The 17160-nt window shown below is 38.1% G+C and carries 16 protein-coding genes; 1 reads left to right on the top strand and 15 read right to left on the bottom strand.

Features of this window, described 5'->3' with window-relative positions; translation table 11 throughout:
* Positions 1 to 7: 7 nt before the first annotated feature.
* The 15 genes from A5889_RS15235 to A5889_RS15165 all read right to left on the bottom strand — a co-directional run bounded on the left by A5889_RS15235 (position 8) and on the right by A5889_RS15165 (position 15942).
* Positions 8 to 481 carry a MogA/MoaB family molybdenum cofactor biosynthesis protein gene (locus A5889_RS15235; protein ID WP_176372787.1) on the bottom strand — a complete coding sequence of 158 codons (474 nt, stop codon included), beginning with the start codon at positions 479 to 481 and terminating at the stop codon, positions 8 to 10.
* Positions 474 to 908 carry an MOSC domain-containing protein gene (locus A5889_RS15230; RefSeq protein ID WP_087639637.1) on the bottom strand — a complete coding sequence of 145 codons (435 nt, stop codon included), beginning with the start codon at positions 906 to 908 and terminating at the stop codon, positions 474 to 476. The genes A5889_RS15235 and A5889_RS15230 overlap by 8 nt, the downstream gene beginning before the upstream one ends.
* A gap of 7 nt (positions 909 to 915) precedes the next feature.
* Positions 916 to 1881 carry a GTP 3',8-cyclase MoaA gene (gene moaA, locus A5889_RS15225; protein ID WP_087639636.1) on the bottom strand — a complete coding sequence of 322 codons (966 nt, stop codon included), beginning with the start codon at positions 1879 to 1881 and terminating at the stop codon, positions 916 to 918.
* Between the two features lie 29 nt (positions 1882 to 1910).
* The gene (gene moaC, locus A5889_RS15220) at positions 1911 to 2399 is read right to left on the bottom strand and encodes a cyclic pyranopterin monophosphate synthase MoaC (protein ID WP_087639635.1); all 489 of its coding nucleotides are present in this window, start codon (positions 2397 to 2399) and stop codon (positions 1911 to 1913) included.
* A gap of 246 nt (positions 2400 to 2645) precedes the next feature.
* A complete protein-coding gene (locus A5889_RS15215; protein ID WP_087639634.1) occupies positions 2646 to 3848 on the bottom strand; it encodes a molybdopterin molybdotransferase MoeA in 1203 nt (400 codons plus the stop codon).
* Positions 3849 to 3862: 14 nt separating this feature from the next.
* Positions 3863 to 6583: a formate dehydrogenase subunit alpha gene (gene fdhF / locus A5889_RS15210; protein WP_087639633.1), complete on the bottom strand. Its 2721-nt coding sequence runs from the start codon at positions 6581 to 6583 to the stop codon at positions 3863 to 3865.
* 1 nt (position 6584) lies between these two features.
* Entirely contained in the window at positions 6585 to 7883 is a 1299-nt protein-coding gene (locus tag A5889_RS15205; protein WP_176372750.1) for a complex I 51 kDa subunit family protein, read from the bottom strand.
* 11 nt (positions 7884 to 7894) lie between these two features.
* The gene (locus A5889_RS15200; RefSeq protein WP_087639632.1) at positions 7895 to 8380 is read right to left on the bottom strand and encodes an NAD(P)H-dependent oxidoreductase subunit E; all 486 of its coding nucleotides are present in this window, start codon (positions 8378 to 8380) and stop codon (positions 7895 to 7897) included.
* A complete protein-coding gene (locus A5889_RS15195) occupies positions 8371 to 8958 on the bottom strand; it encodes a hypothetical protein (protein WP_242585317.1) in 588 nt (195 codons plus the stop codon). The genes A5889_RS15200 and A5889_RS15195 overlap by 10 nt, the downstream gene beginning before the upstream one ends.
* A complete protein-coding gene (locus A5889_RS15190; RefSeq protein WP_087639631.1) occupies positions 8945 to 9760 on the bottom strand; it encodes a formate/nitrite transporter family protein in 816 nt (271 codons plus the stop codon). Before A5889_RS15190 ends, A5889_RS15195 begins: the two co-directional genes overlap by 14 nt.
* 27 nt (positions 9761 to 9787) lie before the next feature.
* Positions 9788 to 10351, bottom strand: a complete 564-nt coding sequence (mobA, locus tag A5889_RS15185; RefSeq protein WP_087640399.1) for a molybdenum cofactor guanylyltransferase — start codon at positions 10349 to 10351, stop codon at positions 9788 to 9790.
* Positions 10352 to 10961: 610 nt separating this feature from the next.
* The gene (locus A5889_RS15180) at positions 10962 to 12416 is read right to left on the bottom strand and encodes a glucosyltransferase domain-containing protein (protein WP_254909540.1); all 1455 of its coding nucleotides are present in this window, start codon (positions 12414 to 12416) and stop codon (positions 10962 to 10964) included.
* 210 nt (positions 12417 to 12626) lie between these two features.
* Positions 12627 to 13886 carry a zinc ribbon domain-containing protein gene (locus tag A5889_RS15175; protein ID WP_087639630.1) on the bottom strand — a complete coding sequence of 420 codons (1260 nt, stop codon included), beginning with the start codon at positions 13884 to 13886 and terminating at the stop codon, positions 12627 to 12629.
* Between the two features lie 118 nt (positions 13887 to 14004).
* On the bottom strand, positions 14005 to 15210 hold the full coding sequence (locus A5889_RS15170; RefSeq protein ID WP_087639629.1) for an aminoacyltransferase: 1206 nt from the start codon (positions 15208 to 15210) through the stop codon (positions 14005 to 14007).
* A 225-nt stretch (positions 15211 to 15435) separates the two neighbouring features.
* The gene (locus A5889_RS15165) at positions 15436 to 15942 is read right to left on the bottom strand and encodes a QueT transporter family protein (RefSeq protein WP_087639628.1); all 507 of its coding nucleotides are present in this window, start codon (positions 15940 to 15942) and stop codon (positions 15436 to 15438) included.
* A gap of 221 nt (positions 15943 to 16163) precedes the next feature.
* Between A5889_RS15165 and A5889_RS15160 the strand changes: the two genes are divergently transcribed.
* Positions 16164 to 17123, top strand: a complete 960-nt coding sequence (locus A5889_RS15160) for a diacylglycerol/lipid kinase family protein (RefSeq protein WP_087639627.1) — start codon at positions 16164 to 16166, stop codon at positions 17121 to 17123.
* Positions 17124 to 17160 lie beyond the last annotated feature (37 nt).

Raw genomic sequence — 17160 nt, 5'->3', positions numbered from 1 at the left:
CCTCCATTTAGTGCTCTGTTTTACGATCCGTTAAAATGTCGAGCGCATGTGATAGAATCGGCTGAAGATAAGTCAAAATTTCTTCAACAGCTTTTGGGCTTCCAGGTAGATTGATGATCAATGTCTTGTCGCGTTGAACTGCTACGCCGCGGCTTAACATACCGAACGGTGTCTTTTTGATACTAAGCATACGCATCCCTTCACTGATTCCAGGAATTTCTTTATCAGCAATACTCATTGTCGTTTCGGGTGTGATATCTCTCACGCCCAATCCTGTTCCGCCAGTAGTCAAAATCAACTCACATGTCGAACACCAGTCGATCAAGGTCTGCTTCAGCGCTTCTTTTTCATCTGGAATAAGGATTCGATCAATGATCTCAAATTGGTCTTTCAGCATTTTCTCTATTAAATCCCCAGACTCATCTTGTCGCAGTCCTTGCGCCCCTTTATCACTAAGCGTGATGATGCCTAACCTATACAACTTCAAGCGTATCACCTTTTTTGATATGACCTTCATCTACGACGACCGCAAAGATTCCTTCTCTAGGCATAATGCAGTCCCCAACGCGGGCATAGATCTGACAATGCTTGTGGCATTCTTTTCCGATTTGAGTCACTACCAAAGACGCATCTCCGATCTGGATTTTTGTACCTACTGGCAATCTACGTAAGTCGATTCCTGAAACAATAATATTTTCACCAAATGCGCCATTGCCAACACGAGCCCCACGCTCATTGAATTCGGTGATTTTTTCAAAAGACAATAAGCTGACTTGACGATGCCAATTTCCACCATGAGCATCATCCGCTAAACCAAAGCCTTTCACTAAATCAACTTCTGGAATCTCCTTTTTCTGTGTTCCTCTTCGTTCACTAATATTGATACCAATAATTTCTCCTGTAGCCATAATCGTCTTACCCTCCAATTTGTGACATGAAACGGGAATCTCCCTGTGTTTCAAAAAAATGATGTTTTTCCGGTTTTTGCTGAATAGCTGAAAAAATCTGAGTCAATAACAGCTCTTTATTTTGAGCAGTCAAGGCAGGTTTTAAAGAACACCCTTCGTCCATATGCAAGCATGTCTTGAGATTACCATCTGCAGTAATGCGAATGCGATCACACGCAGCACAGAAACAATGTCCTAATGCACTAATAAATCCAATCTTGCCTTGAAAATCTGGTAATGAAAAATAACTTGCTGGTCCATTCCCTAAGCGTTGCTCAAATGGATTCAAGCGTCCATAAGCTGACTGTATCACTGAAAAAAGTTCTTCTTGCGTTCGTCCTGGACAGCCTTTTCCTAAACCGATCGGCATCAGTTCAATAAAACGAACATGAAGGGCTTCATTTTGTGCTAATCCAGCTATTTCTAAGATTTCCTGGTCGGTCAGCTCACCTCTGGCAACTGTATTGATCTTTATATTGGGCAAGCCTACTTTGAGGGCTGCTTTTAACCCATCCAGCACTCGGGTTAATTCACCAACTCTCGTAATTGTTCTAAATTCTATTGGATCGAGTGTATCAACACTGATATTTAGACCATCTAATCCGGCATCTTTTAATGCTTGCGCATGACGTATCAGTTGAATACCATTCGTTGTCATCGTCACCTTTTCGATCCCTTTGATCTCTTTGATTTTCGCAATCAAAGCGACTGTATCTCTTCTTACCAAAGGTTCACCACCTGTGATTTTGACCTTTTTGATGCCTTGTTCAGCCAACGCTGTTAATAAAAATAGAATCTCTTCTTGTGACAACACTTCTTCTTTTTTCAAAAAACACATGCCCTTTTCCGGCATACAATACGTGCAGCGTAGATTACAGCGATCTGTTACAGATAAACGTACATAATCAATTTCGCGATTGAAAGAATCCCTCATTTTCTCCGCGCCCTTCCTACTCTCCATGTTTAGATATCACTTCTTTTGAACATGCCACTTTTTCCACCAGATTTTTCTATTAAACCGATATTGGTCATCGTCATCTCACGATCCATTGCTTTACACATATCATAGATCGTCAATAAAGTAACATTCACGCCTGTCAAAGCTTCCATTTCAACACCTGTATTTCCTACTGTTTTTGCCAAGCATTCAACAGCTAAGACTTCTTCTGATTGCCACCGAAAATCAATCTCACATTTGGTCAGTGCAAGTAAATGACATAACGGAATCAACTCAAATGTTTTTTTCGCTGCCATGATTCCTGCAATTCTGGCAACTTGAAGGACTTCGCCCTTTTTTATCGTCTGATTTTTAATTGCTTCAGCAGTCGTTTGATGCATATGGATTTCGCCATATGCAATAGCAACTCTTTTAGTCAAAGGTTTTTCTCCCACATCGACCATCTGTGCCTGACCTTGCTCATTGATATGAGTGAATCGTCTTTTTTCATCCATTTCCGCACCTCTTTAAAACGCTTTCAAATAATTAAAATACAAATTTGTTCTCTTCCTCACAAGTGTATCACTACACCTTAAAAAAAACAATCTGATATAAATAATTTTTTTTAGTGCACAAGAATAGAGAAACCCGAAACAAAACTAAACATCAGTTTTGTTCCGGGTTCTAATGTCAAATAAGCGACGAGACAAAAATATTTCTTTCAAAAATAAGCAAAATTCTTTTTCTCAGCCTCATAATGATTAGAATTTCCAATAATAAACCGTAACTACATCCGTCTTTTTCAATGACGTCTTCGCCGGCTGATCGATCAAACAATTCGTTTCCAATGTATTATGAAAAACAGAGGAAAAATGCTGATCTGAAATAAGTGAAACCACCCCATCTTTTTCATACGCACGGATAAACCTACGAATGCCTGAAAACGTTAAATCAGATCCTAGCTGAACCTTTCGAGACTGTAGATTTAATTCAGGACATTGCATAAAATGTGCATAGAATGACCAATAAAATAAATGTAAATTGACCACAGAAGCAAAAGGATTCCCTGATAAACTTAAAATCAAACGATCAGCATAACAACTAGCCATGATCGGTGTGCCAGGCTTCATATTCACACAATGAAAGAGTTGCTTACCGCCTATTTTATCAATGACTTCCGGCAAATAATCTTTTTCTCCTACTGAGACGCCGCCAGTCGTAATCAGTACATCAACGGTCGCTATTTTTTCTTTGATCAGTTCAGAAAGTTCTTCAATACTGTCAGGGCAACGTTCTTTAAATAGCAGCTGACTGCCGCTAGCCTGAATAAAGGAAGCTAACGTATAAAGATTGCTGTCATAGATTTTTCCTGAAGTCAGAGAATTTCCAAGTGAAACTAATTCCGTGCCAGTCGCTATAATTCCTACTTTTAACGGCTGAAAAACTGGTACAGTTTCCATTCCCTGTGCCGCTAAAATCCCTACTGTTCGGCTATTGATCAGTTCTCCTTTTGCCACGATCTTTTGACCTTCAAAAACATCCTCACCGATTCCTCCATAATTCAGCCCTTTGCTTGCCTCATGATAAAGCTCCACCTTCTCTATGCCGTAATCTGTCCATTCTTGCTTGATCACTGCATCAAAACCTGTCGGAATTGGTGCTCCAGTCATGATCTTATATGCAACACCTTGTTTTTTTGTTGTTTTGATTTCTTGATCTCCTGCATAAATGCTTCCTACAACAGCCAAACAAACAGGTTGCTCTTCACTTGCCCCTATTGTTTCGGCGGCAATCACTGCATAGCCGTCCATCCCCGCTCTGGAAAATGTAGGTACAGCTACTCTAGCGAAAATGTCTTCTGCGCACACTCGACCAGCAGCTTCTAAAATCGAAACAGATTCACGATTATTTTGACGAGGAAAAGCTTGTCGAATTTTTTCCTGTGCTGCTTCTACTTCGATCATTGACGTTCCTCCTCTTATTTGATTGGAACGATATCTACCGCACAAACCTTATATTCAGGGATAATCGCAATATTATCAAACACAGCATTTGTCAGTTCATTGACATTTCCATCTGGAAAATGGAAGGTCATAAAGACTTCTTGCGGGAACACGCGATTTCCTACTGCCGCATAAGTTTCGATCGTCCCGCGTCTTGATCTAACTTTGACTTTATCCCCTTCTTGAATTCCAAGACGACCAGCATCGACACTATTGATCTCAATGTATGAACGACCAGCAATTTGATTGATTCCTTCGGTACGACCCGTCATCGCTCTCGTGTTATAGTGATAAAGCATTCTACCGGTCGACATTAAATATGGATACTGTTCATCCGGCAGCTCTCTTGCTTTTTTGTATGGGATAGCCATAAATAGACCTTTGCCGCGTGTAAAATTACCTACGTGCATAATTGGTGTTCCAGGATCATCTAAGGTACGGCAAGGCCATTGCAGTCCTCCAGTTTCTTCCAGACGCTCATAAGTGATACCACCAAAAGTTGGTGTTACTGCAGCAATTTCTTCCATAATTTCTTTAGCTGAATCATAATGACAAGGATAACCTAAGCGAGTCATCACCTCACAGAAAATCTCAAAATCTTGTCGCGCGCTACCTCTTGGTTCAACTGCTTTTCTAACTCTTTGAACTCTTCGCTCAGTATTTGTGAACGTCCCATCTTTTTCAGCATAACTGATGCCTGGTAATACAACATCTGCATACGCTGCAGTTTCTGTCATAAATAATTCCTGAACAACTAAAAACTCTAGATTTTCCAACGCATGGCGAACATGATTCGTATCAGGATCTGTCACGATCGGATCTTCACCAAAGATATATAATCCCTTAACTTTCCCTTCAGATGCTTCCGGCAATACTTGAGTAGAAGTCATTCCGACATTTCGATTCAGCTTAACATTCCAAGCTTTTTCAAATTTTTCGATGACTTCCGCATTTGCAACTTTTTGATACCCTGGGAAATCAAACGGCATACAGCCCATATCACAAGCTCCCTGTACATTGTTTTGACCACGTAATGGATTGACACCACAGCCGGGCTTCCCGATTTTTCCGACTAGCATCGCCATATTAGACATACTCATGACGCCTTCGGTTCCAGTAGAATGCTCTGTTACACCTAAGCAGTAAATAATCGGCGCTTTTTCAGCTTTAGCATATAGTCTGGCTGCTTTGATTAGATCATCTGCTTCGATATGACAAATTTCGGCTACTTTTTCCGGTGTGTATTCTGCAACTAGCTGTTCTAAAGCTTCAAAACCTTCTGTTTTTTCCTCGATAAATTTCCGGTCCGCTAAGCCTTCTTTTAAGATCACATGCATCATACCATTAGCAAAAGCGACATTGGTCCCTGCTTGGATCTGCAAATGTAATTCACTATTTTTAACTAGATCGATCTTTCTTGGATCAACAACGATCACTTTAGTACCGCGCTGCATCGCCTGACGTATTTGAGCGCCGATCACGGGATGAGCTTCTTCTGGATTAGAGCCCACAAGTAAAATCACGTCGACATCTGTCGTAATATCCGCAATTGGATTGGTCATTGCACCTGAACCTAAGGTATGGGCTAGCCCATGAACAGAAGCTGAATGGCAAACTCGGGCGCAGTTATCGACATTATTCGTACCAAATGCTGCTCGAACCATTTTTTGAAACACATAATTATCTTCATTGATCGAGCGGGAACAAGAAAAACCTGCAAGAGCATCTGGTCCATCATTCGCTTTGATTTGTTTGAATTTATCTGCCACTAAAGTCAATGCTTCATCCCAAGTCGCAGGTTCAAAAACACCATTACGCTTGATCAAAGGTTCAGTCAATCGATCCCCTGAACCAACAAATTTGTAGGAAGCAAATTTACCCTTAACGCATAAAAGATTTTTATTTGCTGCACCATTGATCGGTTCAACACCAACCAGTTTGTTTCCTTTGACTACTAAATTCATTTGGCACCCAGTTCCACAGTGCGGGCAGGTCGTCGGAATTTTTTTTGTTTCCCATGCTCTATGAGTTTTGCGCTCTTTCGCCACTAAAGCACCTGTTGGACAGACTGACACGCAATTTCCACAAGATTCACATAAAGATTGATCAAAGGAGGCTTCATAGCTTGGTGTCATTTTTGTATCAAATCCGCGTTTCGCAATACTGATCACATCTCTACCTTGACGTAATTGACACACTTTCGAACACTTACGGCACATGATGCATTTTTCAGGATCATAGGTAAAGAAAGGGTTACTGGTGTCCTCTTGGTGACACGGCATCCTTTTTCCTTCTGTAAAGGTAGTATCATCAATACCGTATTCCATACAGTAGTCCTGTAATTTACAATCACCGTTTTTCCCGCAAGAAAAGCATTCTAATTTATGATTGCTCAATAATAAATCTAAAATGAAACGACGGGAATCATTGACTCTTGGCGATCCTGTATGAACCACCATACCTTCTTGGCAATGTGCTGTACAAGCCGTATTCAGTCCGCCTTTTCTTCCACCTTCAACCTCTACCACACACATACGGCAAGAGCCATCCGGAGCCAGTTCTTTTAAGTGACACAATGTAGGAATATCGATACCAAGCGTCTTTGCAGCTTCTAATACTGTTGTTCCCTTCGGTACAGTAACCTGTTGCCCATCGATAGACATGGTCACAGTTTGTGTTTTGATCATCGTTTCCATATTACCAAAGCCCCCCTTTAACTGGTACAGCAGCTTCTTTCAGTCCAGCTTCAAATTCTTCTGGAAAATAGTCTAAACCGCTTCTCATCGGATTCGCTACAGATTGACCTAAGCCGCACGCTGAAAGATTCGTGACATGTGTCAACATATGTTCAAGACGTTCAAGATCACCTGATTCCGCCTGTTTCTTATTGAATTTCGTCAATAATTCTAAGATTCTCGTTGTTCCTAAACGACAAGGTGTGCATTTCCCACAAGATTCATGTGCAAAAAAAACTGCCACTTGTACCAAGTAGTCAACGATACTGACCTGATCGTCCATGACAACAATAGCTCCTGAACCGATCGACAAATTCTTCTCCCATAACCCTTCATATGAATAAATACAATCATCTAAATTTTTAACAGCACCGATCGGTCCAGATTGTCCGCCAAAATGAATAAATTTCAATGGATTCCCTGTAGATGATCCGCCGCCATACTCGTCTGAATAGATAATTTCATGTAAAGGTGTCCCTAGATTTACTTCATATAATCCTCGATTCTTCACATGACCAGATAAACAAATCAATTTTGTTCCACCGCCATCTTCGGTGCCTAGATCACGATAGGCCTGTCCTCCTTCTCGCAAAATCACAGGAATTCCCGCAAAAGATTCAACATTATTGACTAATGTAGGTTTTAAATACAACCCCACATCAGCTAAATGAGGCGGTTTTACTCTTGGTCGCCCCGTTTTACCTTCAATTGAATTTAGCAAGGCTGAATTTTCACCACATACATAAGCACCTGCTCCTGAAATAATCGTAATTTTATAATCAAAGCCTTCGATACCTAAAATATTATCGCCTAAAAAACCTGCTGCTTCTGCGTGATCCAGCGCCTCTTGAAAAACCTTTTGAATACGCCGATACTCTCCCCGCATATAGATATAGCCAGCCTTAGCTGAAAATAAGTATCCTGCAATGACCATCCCTTCGATCACACTAAGTGGATCATGTGCCAATAATGCTTTATCTTTAAAAGTTCCCGGCTCACCTTCGTCAGCATTACATACGATATATTTTGTATCTCCTTTGGAGCCGTACAAGTGTCGCCATTTTTTGCCTAAAGGAAAGGCAGCTCCGCCTCTGCCGCGTAAATGAGCAATATCCAGTTCATCTAAAATGGTTTCCTTATCCATTTCTATTGCCTTTTTCAGCCCTTCAAACCCTTGATAACGTTCATATTCTGCTACATCCGTCGCATGTTCCATTTTGTTGACTCGTTCCAGCAAAACAGGTTGATTTCGTTTGATCATCTCTTTTCCTCCTATAGTTCCAGATAGCAGCCATTGCGTAAGTCGTCGATCAGCTGATATACTTTTTCTTCTGTCAAATCACTAAATACTGTATCTTTGATTTTAATGACTGGACCTTGATCACATGCACCAATACAAGGAATACTATGATACATGAACAATCCATCCGGAGTTGCCTGATCGATCGGAACCTCTAGAATCGTTTCTAATACTTCTGCCAACATGTCTCCTCCTGTATATAAACAAGGAGTACTGTTACAAATTTTAAGGACATATTTTGCTTGTGGTTCTGTCTTCAAAATAGCGTAAAAACTTAACAACTCATAAACACGCGCTTCCGATAAGCCCAAATGACTTCCAACCAGCTTTGCTGTTTCTTCATCGATATATCCTTCCTCTGACGCAAATTGAATGTCGAGGAAAATATTTAATATGCGTTGTGGATCAGAATCATTTTCAAAAATAATTGCTTCTTTCTCTTTCAAACTTAACCCCATATTTTTGCTCTCCTATCCTTATCCTTTTTGTTATAATAAATACCCGAATTGGTTTTGACGAGATCGAAATGATTGGGTAATTCTGGAGAATTTAAAATCAAATCCGCTTGATCGATCACTTTTGCTGCAGTTTTCTTCATTCCTTTCTGATTATTCATCATGATGAATAATCCGGGGTCAACTACCTCACGAACAGAATTTGATTCACAAACGACCACTGTATCTGCAGGAACTACTTGTTGAAAAGCTAAAAGACCTTCCAATAAATGATCGTAAAAAACCTTTAATAAATAGACCTTTTCGCACCCCGCTCTTAATAGCTGCATCGTATCTTTGGACCCACTGGCGTTTTTTTCTTCGATCAATTCATACCCTTCGTCAATACTTGTACATATCCCACAACCTGTTTCTCCTCGTTGGCATTTCCCTTTAGCACCGCTGATCGTAATGACTTTTAAGCCATAGATAGGGAAAAACGGTTGTCCTTTTTCTATTAAAGTTTTCGCAAGCGTTGTCTTACCACTATTACGTCCTGTAGAACCGATCTGAACCATCAGAGGCATTTCAAGTTTTTTCATACACGCCACCTACACTTAGCTCTTCTGCTTCTTTTTTCTCAGTTGTGACAAACATCAAAGGTACCGCTAAAAATAGACTGCCGCCGACTGCATTCCCGAAAAAAACAACCACTGTATTGATTAAGTATTCAGACCACTGGATGTTGCTTGCGTTAGAAAAAATCGCTGCGGGAATGATAAATGCGTTCGCTACAACGTGCTGAAATCCGCAAACAACAAAAACCATTACAGGAAACCATAGCCCGAAAATCTTGCCTAAATAAGTTTTCCCCATGGCACCCAAATAGACAGCTAGACAAACAAAAATATTACAGCCAATACCTGAAACAAATGCTACAAGCGGCGTATCATTGATTTTTGCCTGTGCCACAGAGAGCGTTTTTTCTAGAAATGCACCTTCAGTCAAACCAACGATATGACCGAAGAAAAAAGCGACCAAAAAACCGCCAAGACAATTGGTGATCAATACGATCAGCCAATTATAAATCACATCTTTTTTCGTAATTTTCTTTTGCATCAATCCTAAAGTCATCACCATCATATTTCCTGTTGCTAACTCACCACCTACAAAAGTAAGCGCTACCAATCCAATTGGAAATAAACAACCTCCTAAAAACGTCGCAAAGCTGCCCCACGTTTCAGGAACAGTTCCTGTAATTCTGATAAACGATAAATACCCCAGTGCAATAAAAGAGCCTGCCATAATTCCTAAAATGCTCAACCGAACAAATGATAATTTCGTCTTTACCTTTGCTTTATCCCCTAAACTGCTGACGACTTCCTGACTGCTGTCAAAATCCATCCTGTACTCCTTTCATGTCACTTTATTTTAATTCCAAAAGACAAGTTCTTTTGGCGTGTTCACATTGTTGATAGTCGTAGACGTTTCTAATGTAATGATCTTAACTGAAAATCGATCGAATTCTTTTGCTATGCGCCAATTTTTTGATGTAAGCTGCTGTTGAAAGACAGACAAACAAGAACGATGGTAAAAAGCGAATAAGGGTTCCAATCGACCGTTTTGCTGACATAGTACAATTTGATATGTTGATAAATACTCTGTCATGATCCGAATCAAATCAACTGTCAAGTTAGGGATATCACAAGCAACTAAAAATAGATATTCTGTTTCTATTTCTTCCAGTCCAGTTGCTAAACCTCCCAAAGGCCCTTTTTCATGGTAATGATCTTCAATGATAGTCACTTGAGAAAAAACAGCTGGAAATTTTGTTCTTTGATTTGCTACGAGCAATACTTTGGGAAAAATTTTTTGGAGCTGTTTTACTGTTCTAAGTAGAACGAACTCTCCATTGACTTTTAGCAAAGATTTATCAAAGCCCATTCTTGTACTTTTTCCCCCACATAAAATGACGGCTGTAGCCTCTTTGATCATTCCCACAGAACTCCTCCTTCTAGCTAAAGTAAATCAAAAAAAACTAAATATTTTTCATCTAGCATAAATATTTTTAAGCACTTTCATTTACTCTATTATAAAACATCCTTTCAACAAGTCAATTATTATTTTTATTATTTCTTACCTTTATCTGATTCGATAAAGGTATTCTTGTAGCTATTTTGTCTGTTACAGTAAATTTTTATATAAAAAAGTTTAGAGGATAACTGGTTGAGTTATCCTCTAAACAAAATACTCGATAAAACAATTTACGTTGTATCAGATTGCAATTTCAATCCATTCACTTAGATGACACGCTCTCTAAAGAATAAATTTAATTTATTTTGAACAATTTTTTTTATCTGTAACTTTTGCAATTCCTCTTTAAAAGCTACGTCAATACTCATTTGAACCACAGAATCGATTATTGATAGAAAAAGTACTTAAATTTTTTGTCCTATAAGCTTCACCTGATTTATTTTCTAAACCATCCAATACCTTTTTAAATCCATTGCCAGCTTTACCCTTTTATCTCTGTCTAATAGTAACAATATAGATATAACGACCAGCTTTTTTCATCATGCATATCAATTACACTAATTGATTTTGTTTACTTAACAATAATATAAATATCCTGATTTTTTTGGTAAATATCATAATAATAGTCCGACTTCTTTCGTTCTTTTTCATCGGATTGGAATTCTTCTAAGTTAAAAGGTTGGATATCAATATTCATACCTGAATATGTTTTGAATAGCACTTGATTTGGCCAGAAAAGTGCTGTATTTGTTGGTACTAAATCTTTTAAGATCGGGTAGTTTTTAGCGGTATTTTCAAATACAGGTGATTCTTTAAAAAGAGTGTTTGAATAGACCTTTTGCTTATCTGAAAGTACTAAATCCTTTAAATCTGATGCTAACACAAGGCTTTGACGTTCAAATGCATCAAGTTGATAGGACAAAGATGAGGCATAGACAAAAGGAAATGACAGTAAATAGAAACAAAATAGAGTGATTATTCCTTGTATCGGTATTGATAAACTAGGAATCCTAGGCAATCGATTTAAAAGTAAGATAAGTGTTATAGCAACAAAAATACTAAATCCATAAGCGTATCTTGGCGCTGCTAAAGCTAATTTTTCTGAGAATATCAAGAAAACACCATAGCTTAATATTGATCCTAAAATCAAATAAACAAAAGAAAAAAAGAAGACATTAGCTCTTTTAGTTTTAGCTGTAATAACGTGAACAAAAATGAACACTATCAACAAAACTATAACGAATAATATCCATAAGCGCGTACTTTGTTCTATAATTTTTTGCAAATACATTTTGCTATTAATAAAGATAACCGCTGGAATATCTTTTAGAGAGGCTATTGCAACATTGCCGCCTCTATTTGCTAATTCAGGGTTAAATTTCATTTCAAGTACATAGCTCCCCATAGCAACAATATAAGCTAACGCTGACAACGCTATTTGTTTGAGGATTTCTATCCATTTTTCGTTTTCCAAAATCCTTTTGAATGACAAAGCCAATACTAAAAGAAGATATACACCAGAAGACGCTTGATAGGTATTACACATAAGAAAGACGCCGATAACCGATATCCAGAAAAAGAAATACTGCTTGCCCTCCCACCAAAGAAATGGAATGACTGAGAACAAAATGCTGAATGCCATAAAAGGAGCATCAAATCTGAAACTTATATTTTGAAGAAACCAAGGATTTATCCCGACGATCGTGGATACAATCATTGGAATGATCTGTAATTTTTTATCATTTAATACATATACGACGATACTACTGGAGATAGTTAAAATAATTGCCGTTAGAATCGAAGAAACTAATCCTAAATCAGTTAGATGCCTACTTCCCTGTATCACCCAAGCTAAAATCTCACTGCCCCACCGTGAATATCCTTCTGCAAATTTTGAATATCCCCATAATTGCCGTCCAACATCATCTAAATAAGGAAAATTCACTATCCCTATCGCCAAATTGATGACCAGATAAATAAAAAAAACTAAGAGGATACTTCGTTTATTTTTTTCAACAGCTAACACTTTTTTCCAACTCCTTTTTCTCTTTACGGTTATTCATTTGTAAACATTCTAGCCATTGATCTTTTCGAAGAATATTTTATCTACATAAAAATCTCTACAAACATTTTTTAGTCTCATTTGAAATAAATATAATGACAAAAATCGATTATAACAAATAAGAGTGAGCTAGAAATTAAAAAAATTTCTAGCTCTCACTATCTCACGCCAAGCTTATTCTGAATATTGTTTTAGTAAACTCATATATTCAGGATGCTCTTGCAAGTTATTTTTTAAATTTTTCTTATTTGCACCGAGGAATCTATGCCTTTTTATTGCAAAAAATAGCCAAACACCAATACCGCCTACAACAAGGAATGACAGTAGAGGTTCAATGGACTCGGGAAGAACTTCAAATGCGAAAACTAAGAAAAATCCAAGACTTGCAAACAAACCGTAACGTCCCTTGCGCTTCATCCCTTTTTCAATTGTTGAATCTTCCTGACTCACAGGACGACTGCCGTCAATGTCAATTTTTTCCTTTTTAGATGCAGTCATCAACGACATATGATCGATTCCTTCGTATTTATACGTAATTTTCCAAAATGGTACATACGTATATTTTGATATCAACGTATACGAAAATTTAGTGATTTTTTCATTCTTATTCTTATCACCAGGTAAGAGGCTCTTCATTTTCTTGCGTGCTTCTTCATGGGCAAATCCACGAACAGAACGTAACGCTTCTGAAACCTTATCTGACGAAATTTTCAGTTGACGTGTTCCAGCTGTATAATGCGCATCAAAAGGCTTCACTTCATTTATGATTGCTAGTCCGGAAGCTTTTTCTGCAAATGTCGCAACAGCTCCTGTCAATTCATTGTTGATCAGATAACTTTTATAAGCGGTTCCTGTGAAAATATCGCTTGAATGATTCCAATCAACGACTGTTCGCGTTTTAGTCACAGGCTCTGTATATTTATTGCCATTTTTATCCTCTTTTGTTACATATTCTGTATAGGTTTCACTGCGATTATAACCAATATCGGCACTCCAAGAGCCTTCATATGAAACACTTGCCCCCAAATAAGGAATATACACTTGTTCTAATTGGATGCTCGTTGCTTTTCCAAGAATATCTAAAGGAACATTTTCCCCTGCGATCAACCATTCATAAAATTTCTTTTTTGCTAAGCCTTCCGGCACTTGAAACGGAATCAAATCATCCGCTTCATAGGTCAAATTATCAAAATCTTGCTCCGCTTTTGTTGTAAAAGTCGAGTGACAAAAATCGCATGAAAATTGCTGTTTCTCAATATTAAAAGTCACCGGTGAGCCGCAATTTGCACACAACTCGATATTTTTGTTTTTCTCATCGATTTCCTTTTGGATCATATCCAAAGTAGTTCCGCAATGCGGACAATTTTTAAATGATGGATCATTGATCGCTCCCCCACAAGCTGAACATTGATTCTGAACTAACGTTTCTTCCATTTTATTCCCTCCAAAAACTCACTTTTCCTTTTTGATTATCTCATTTTTCCGCCAGAAGGTAAACCCAATAAAAAAGATACGATTTCAATTTTTTCCATCGAAATCGCACCTCTTTTATTTATTTTTTCTGTTTTCTTAACTTATATGCATATTCACTTGCTTTAAATAATAAATTATTGACAGGTAAATCAAACTCACCAATAAATTCATTGACCGTTGGATTAAAATTAGATTTGAATTTGATCAAACCATCGTTCAAACTTCCTTCAAGTCCACCCATATTGCACGAAGAACATCCTCGTTTAAAGCATTCTTCGATTGCATCGAACCACGTTAAATACGCAGGCATATAGCGCTTGTAACGGTCATCCATACCCGCATATAAAATTTCGCTCGTTGAACCGAATGTGACCGCCAAAGCACCTGCAACGACAGCAACATCCCCGGAATGTGCGATATTTTCTTCTAATTCTGTCATTTCACGTGTCAAAGAAAAATCTAATTCTTCTAAATTATGACGCTTCTTAACTTGATTTTCTTTTAAATTTGCCAGATCTTCTTTGTTTTTATCGAAACGTTGTTTAGTTTCTTCATAACGTTCTTTCAAATTCACTTCTGCCAACATGATGAATGAATTTTCTGGATAGATCTGTAATAGCTTTTTGAAATAATCACTATTTCTTAAAGAAATATGTTGTCGTTCTGTCGTCAATTCAATGACTTTGGCAAAATCATCAACAAAATCAGTATGTCCCATTTTCACTGTGACACCTTTTTTCTGCGCTTGCTTCATCATTTTCTTCGTACTTTTTGACAGTTGCTCTTCACTGAAATCTTCTTTATAGATATTTGCTTGGAAACGTGGCTGAATCGTTGCATCCATCGCCATCGTCAACCCTTGATGTTTTGCTCCGCTGGCAATTAGATTATCGATGATCGTTTTGGCAGCAGGATCGAGCGTTTGTTCCTCACCTAAATGAAAATCTTTGTAATGTACCGTTGGATCCATCTTCACAAATAAAGCTCTTTTTTGTTTGCCGAATTTTTTTAATTCTTTTAAAAAGAAAGTGACTAATTCTTTATTAGAATAATCCATGATCGGTCCGCGTGGGGTATATAACATGGAAAATTTCATCGGTAAAGGTCTGATCAAAACCAAACTAGAGGCAACGAGCGTCCCATTTTCATAAACACCGACAAGTTCTGAGCCCCAGTTATCTTTTACTTTTCCCCAAGCAGATGATTGCAGTAAATTACATAAGGGATGGTTTTCTACAAAGGAATCATGTTCTTTTGCATCGATTCCGATCTTAAATTCAAACATTGGTTAAAAACTCCTCTACATTTTTGCTTCTGTATTACCATATCATAATTTAGCCACTAGGAACAGTAAAGTTTTTCGGGAAAATAAATAAAAAATGGATCATTAAAGAAATAAGAGTACGGAACAAAACTAAAAATCGTTTTGTTTCGCACTCTAAAATTTAATAAACAGTGGTATCAAAAGAAACTCCTGTAGTCCCAACCACATTTTTAGATACTATTTGAATTATGCTCTTTTTTCAAAATGAACCGATTTATTGATCCAATACATGATCGGTGCGGCTACTGCCATTGTCACAAATTCACTAAGTGCAAGTGTTGCATAATTGCCCCAAAAAGCAGCTCCACCTTGTGGCGCCAACATATATGCGATGATACACATGGTAGCCGTAAAAAAGACCGTATTCAATGCTAATCGAAGCATCACATTAGGTACTTTTTTATAAAGCAAGGCTGTTAAGCCTAGTGAAATAAATGACTGCATTCCGCCATATAGCGCATCGATAGCACCAAAACCAAAAAAGAAATTATAAACAATTACTCCACCTAAAACACCCCACATCAACTTGCGGTTGAAAACGACTAAGTGATTCAGACTTTCCGAGATTCTAAATTGGATCGGTCCTGACGAAACTGGCGCGACCAATAGCGTTAAGGCAAGATAGAGCGCCATCACGATACTGTTCATGGTAATTACTTTGACTTTACTGTTTGTTGTAACAGTTTTTTGCATAGTTTCTCCTTCTTTCTCCGAGTTTTTTTACAAGGGATGGTTGATGAACCTTGCCGAGAACTTTTCGTTCTCAAAAAATGATACTTAGGCATTATAGCTTATATTGGATTCTTTCACAATGGAAAATCATCACTATTTTTTCCCGAATACTTTTCAAGCATTGCACATTCTTAATTTTTCCATTGTCTGTTATAATAAGACTTTGAACAAGGAGGAAACAAATGAAAAAGCATTTTTATCTTGTCATCAATGAAAACGCCGGCAGCGGGACTGGGAAAAAGGCTGCTCAAAAAATCATTAATCAATTACAAACAGTAGCAATCGATCATACAGTTTTTTATACAGAATATGCAGGTCACGAAGAAGTGATCGTCCAAGAATTGGTTGAGCATACACTGCTTCCTTGGTCAGATGATTTGGATATCGAAGTATTTCCATTACTCGTCGTTTTAGGCGGCGACGGAACTTTACATAGTGTGATGAATGCCCTGCAAGCGTTTGATCCAAACATTCCCTTAGGATATATTCCTTGTGGCTCGGGGAACGATTTTGCTCGTGGTGCCGGAATTTCACGTCAAACGGAAAAAGCCTTCGTTCAATTGCTGAAGGCGGAACGACCGCAAGAACTGCAAGTCATCACCTATAATGAATCGATCCAGGAAGAACAGGGGATTGCCGGCAATAATGTCGGCATTGGTTTAGATGCAGCTATCGTCAATGCAGCCAATGAATCAGCCTCGAAGCATGCATTGAATAGATTCAATTTAGGCTCACTTTCTTATATTTTTTCGATTCTAAAAGTTTTATTCACTCAAAAAGGATTTCCTGTTCGTGTAGAAGTGAATGGACAAGACCTCGAGTTTGACCGTGCGTTTTTGTGTACAGTAACTAACCATCCTTACTTTGGAGGAGGCGTTGCGATTGCACCAGTTGCCGATCCACGCAAACCGGTTTTGGATTTTGTATTAGTCGAACGGGTCAATCTATTCAAAATTTTTTGGTTGATTATTTTATTGATTCAAAAAAAGCACATGAAATCTAAGTATTTTCATCATTTTCAATCAAGTAAATTAAGAATAGTTTCAACTGTTCCTGAATATATCCATGCAGATGGCGAAATTCTAGGCAAACGAGGAACAGACTTTTCATTTGCAACAGAGCCTAGACTATTTTGGTTTTAGCAAAAAAAACATTAGACAAAAGTGTGTATATACTTTC

The sequence above is a fragment of the Enterococcus sp. 9D6_DIV0238 genome (genome assembly GCF_002174455.2).
GTDB lineage: Bacteria > Bacillota > Bacilli > Lactobacillales > Enterococcaceae > Enterococcus_L > Enterococcus_L dunnyi.
The sequence above is the reverse complement of the archived record's forward strand: the minus strand, read 5'-3'. Positions and strand labels throughout refer to the sequence as shown.

What these genes read in the sequence shown, in the direction of transcription:
- A5889_RS15165 (WP_087639628.1), bottom strand. Translation starts at nt 15,942, where the DNA reads ATGCAAAAAACTGTTACAACAAACAGTAAAGTCAAAGTAATTACCATG.
- A5889_RS15175 (WP_087639630.1), bottom strand. Translation starts at nt 13,886, where the DNA reads ATGGAAGAAACGTTAGTTCAGAATCAATGTTCAGCTTGTGGGGGAGCG.
- A5889_RS15215 (WP_087639634.1), bottom strand. Translation starts at nt 3,848, where the DNA reads ATGATCGAAGTAGAAGCAGCACAGGAAAAAATTCGACAAGCTTTTCCT.
- A5889_RS15195 (WP_242585317.1), bottom strand. Translation starts at nt 8,958, where the DNA reads ATGAAAAAACTTGAAATGCCTCTGATGGTTCAGATCGGTTCTACAGGA.
- A5889_RS15230 (WP_087639637.1), bottom strand. Translation starts at nt 908, where the DNA reads ATGGCTACAGGAGAAATTATTGGTATCAATATTAGTGAACGAAGAGGA.
- mobA (WP_087640399.1), bottom strand. Translation starts at nt 10,351, where the DNA reads ATGATCAAAGAGGCTACAGCCGTCATTTTATGTGGGGGAAAAAGTACA.
- A5889_RS15160 (WP_087639627.1), top strand. Translation starts at nt 16,164, where the DNA reads ATGAAAAAGCATTTTTATCTTGTCATCAATGAAAACGCCGGCAGCGGG.
- moaC (WP_087639635.1), bottom strand. Translation starts at nt 2,399, where the DNA reads ATGGATGAAAAAAGACGATTCACTCATATCAATGAGCAAGGTCAGGCA.
- A5889_RS15170 (WP_087639629.1), bottom strand. Translation starts at nt 15,210, where the DNA reads ATGTTTGAATTTAAGATCGGAATCGATGCAAAAGAACATGATTCCTTT.
- fdhF (WP_087639633.1), bottom strand. Translation starts at nt 6,583, where the DNA reads ATGGAAACGATGATCAAAACACAAACTGTGACCATGTCTATCGATGGG.
- moaA (WP_087639636.1), bottom strand. Translation starts at nt 1,881, where the DNA reads ATGAGGGATTCTTTCAATCGCGAAATTGATTATGTACGTTTATCTGTA.
- A5889_RS15205 (WP_176372750.1), bottom strand. Translation starts at nt 7,883, where the DNA reads ATGATCAAACGAAATCAACCTGTTTTGCTGGAACGAGTCAACAAAATG.
- A5889_RS15200 (WP_087639632.1), bottom strand. Translation starts at nt 8,380, where the DNA reads ATGGGGTTAAGTTTGAAAGAGAAAGAAGCAATTATTTTTGAAAATGAT.
- A5889_RS15190 (WP_087639631.1), bottom strand. Translation starts at nt 9,760, where the DNA reads ATGGATTTTGACAGCAGTCAGGAAGTCGTCAGCAGTTTAGGGGATAAA.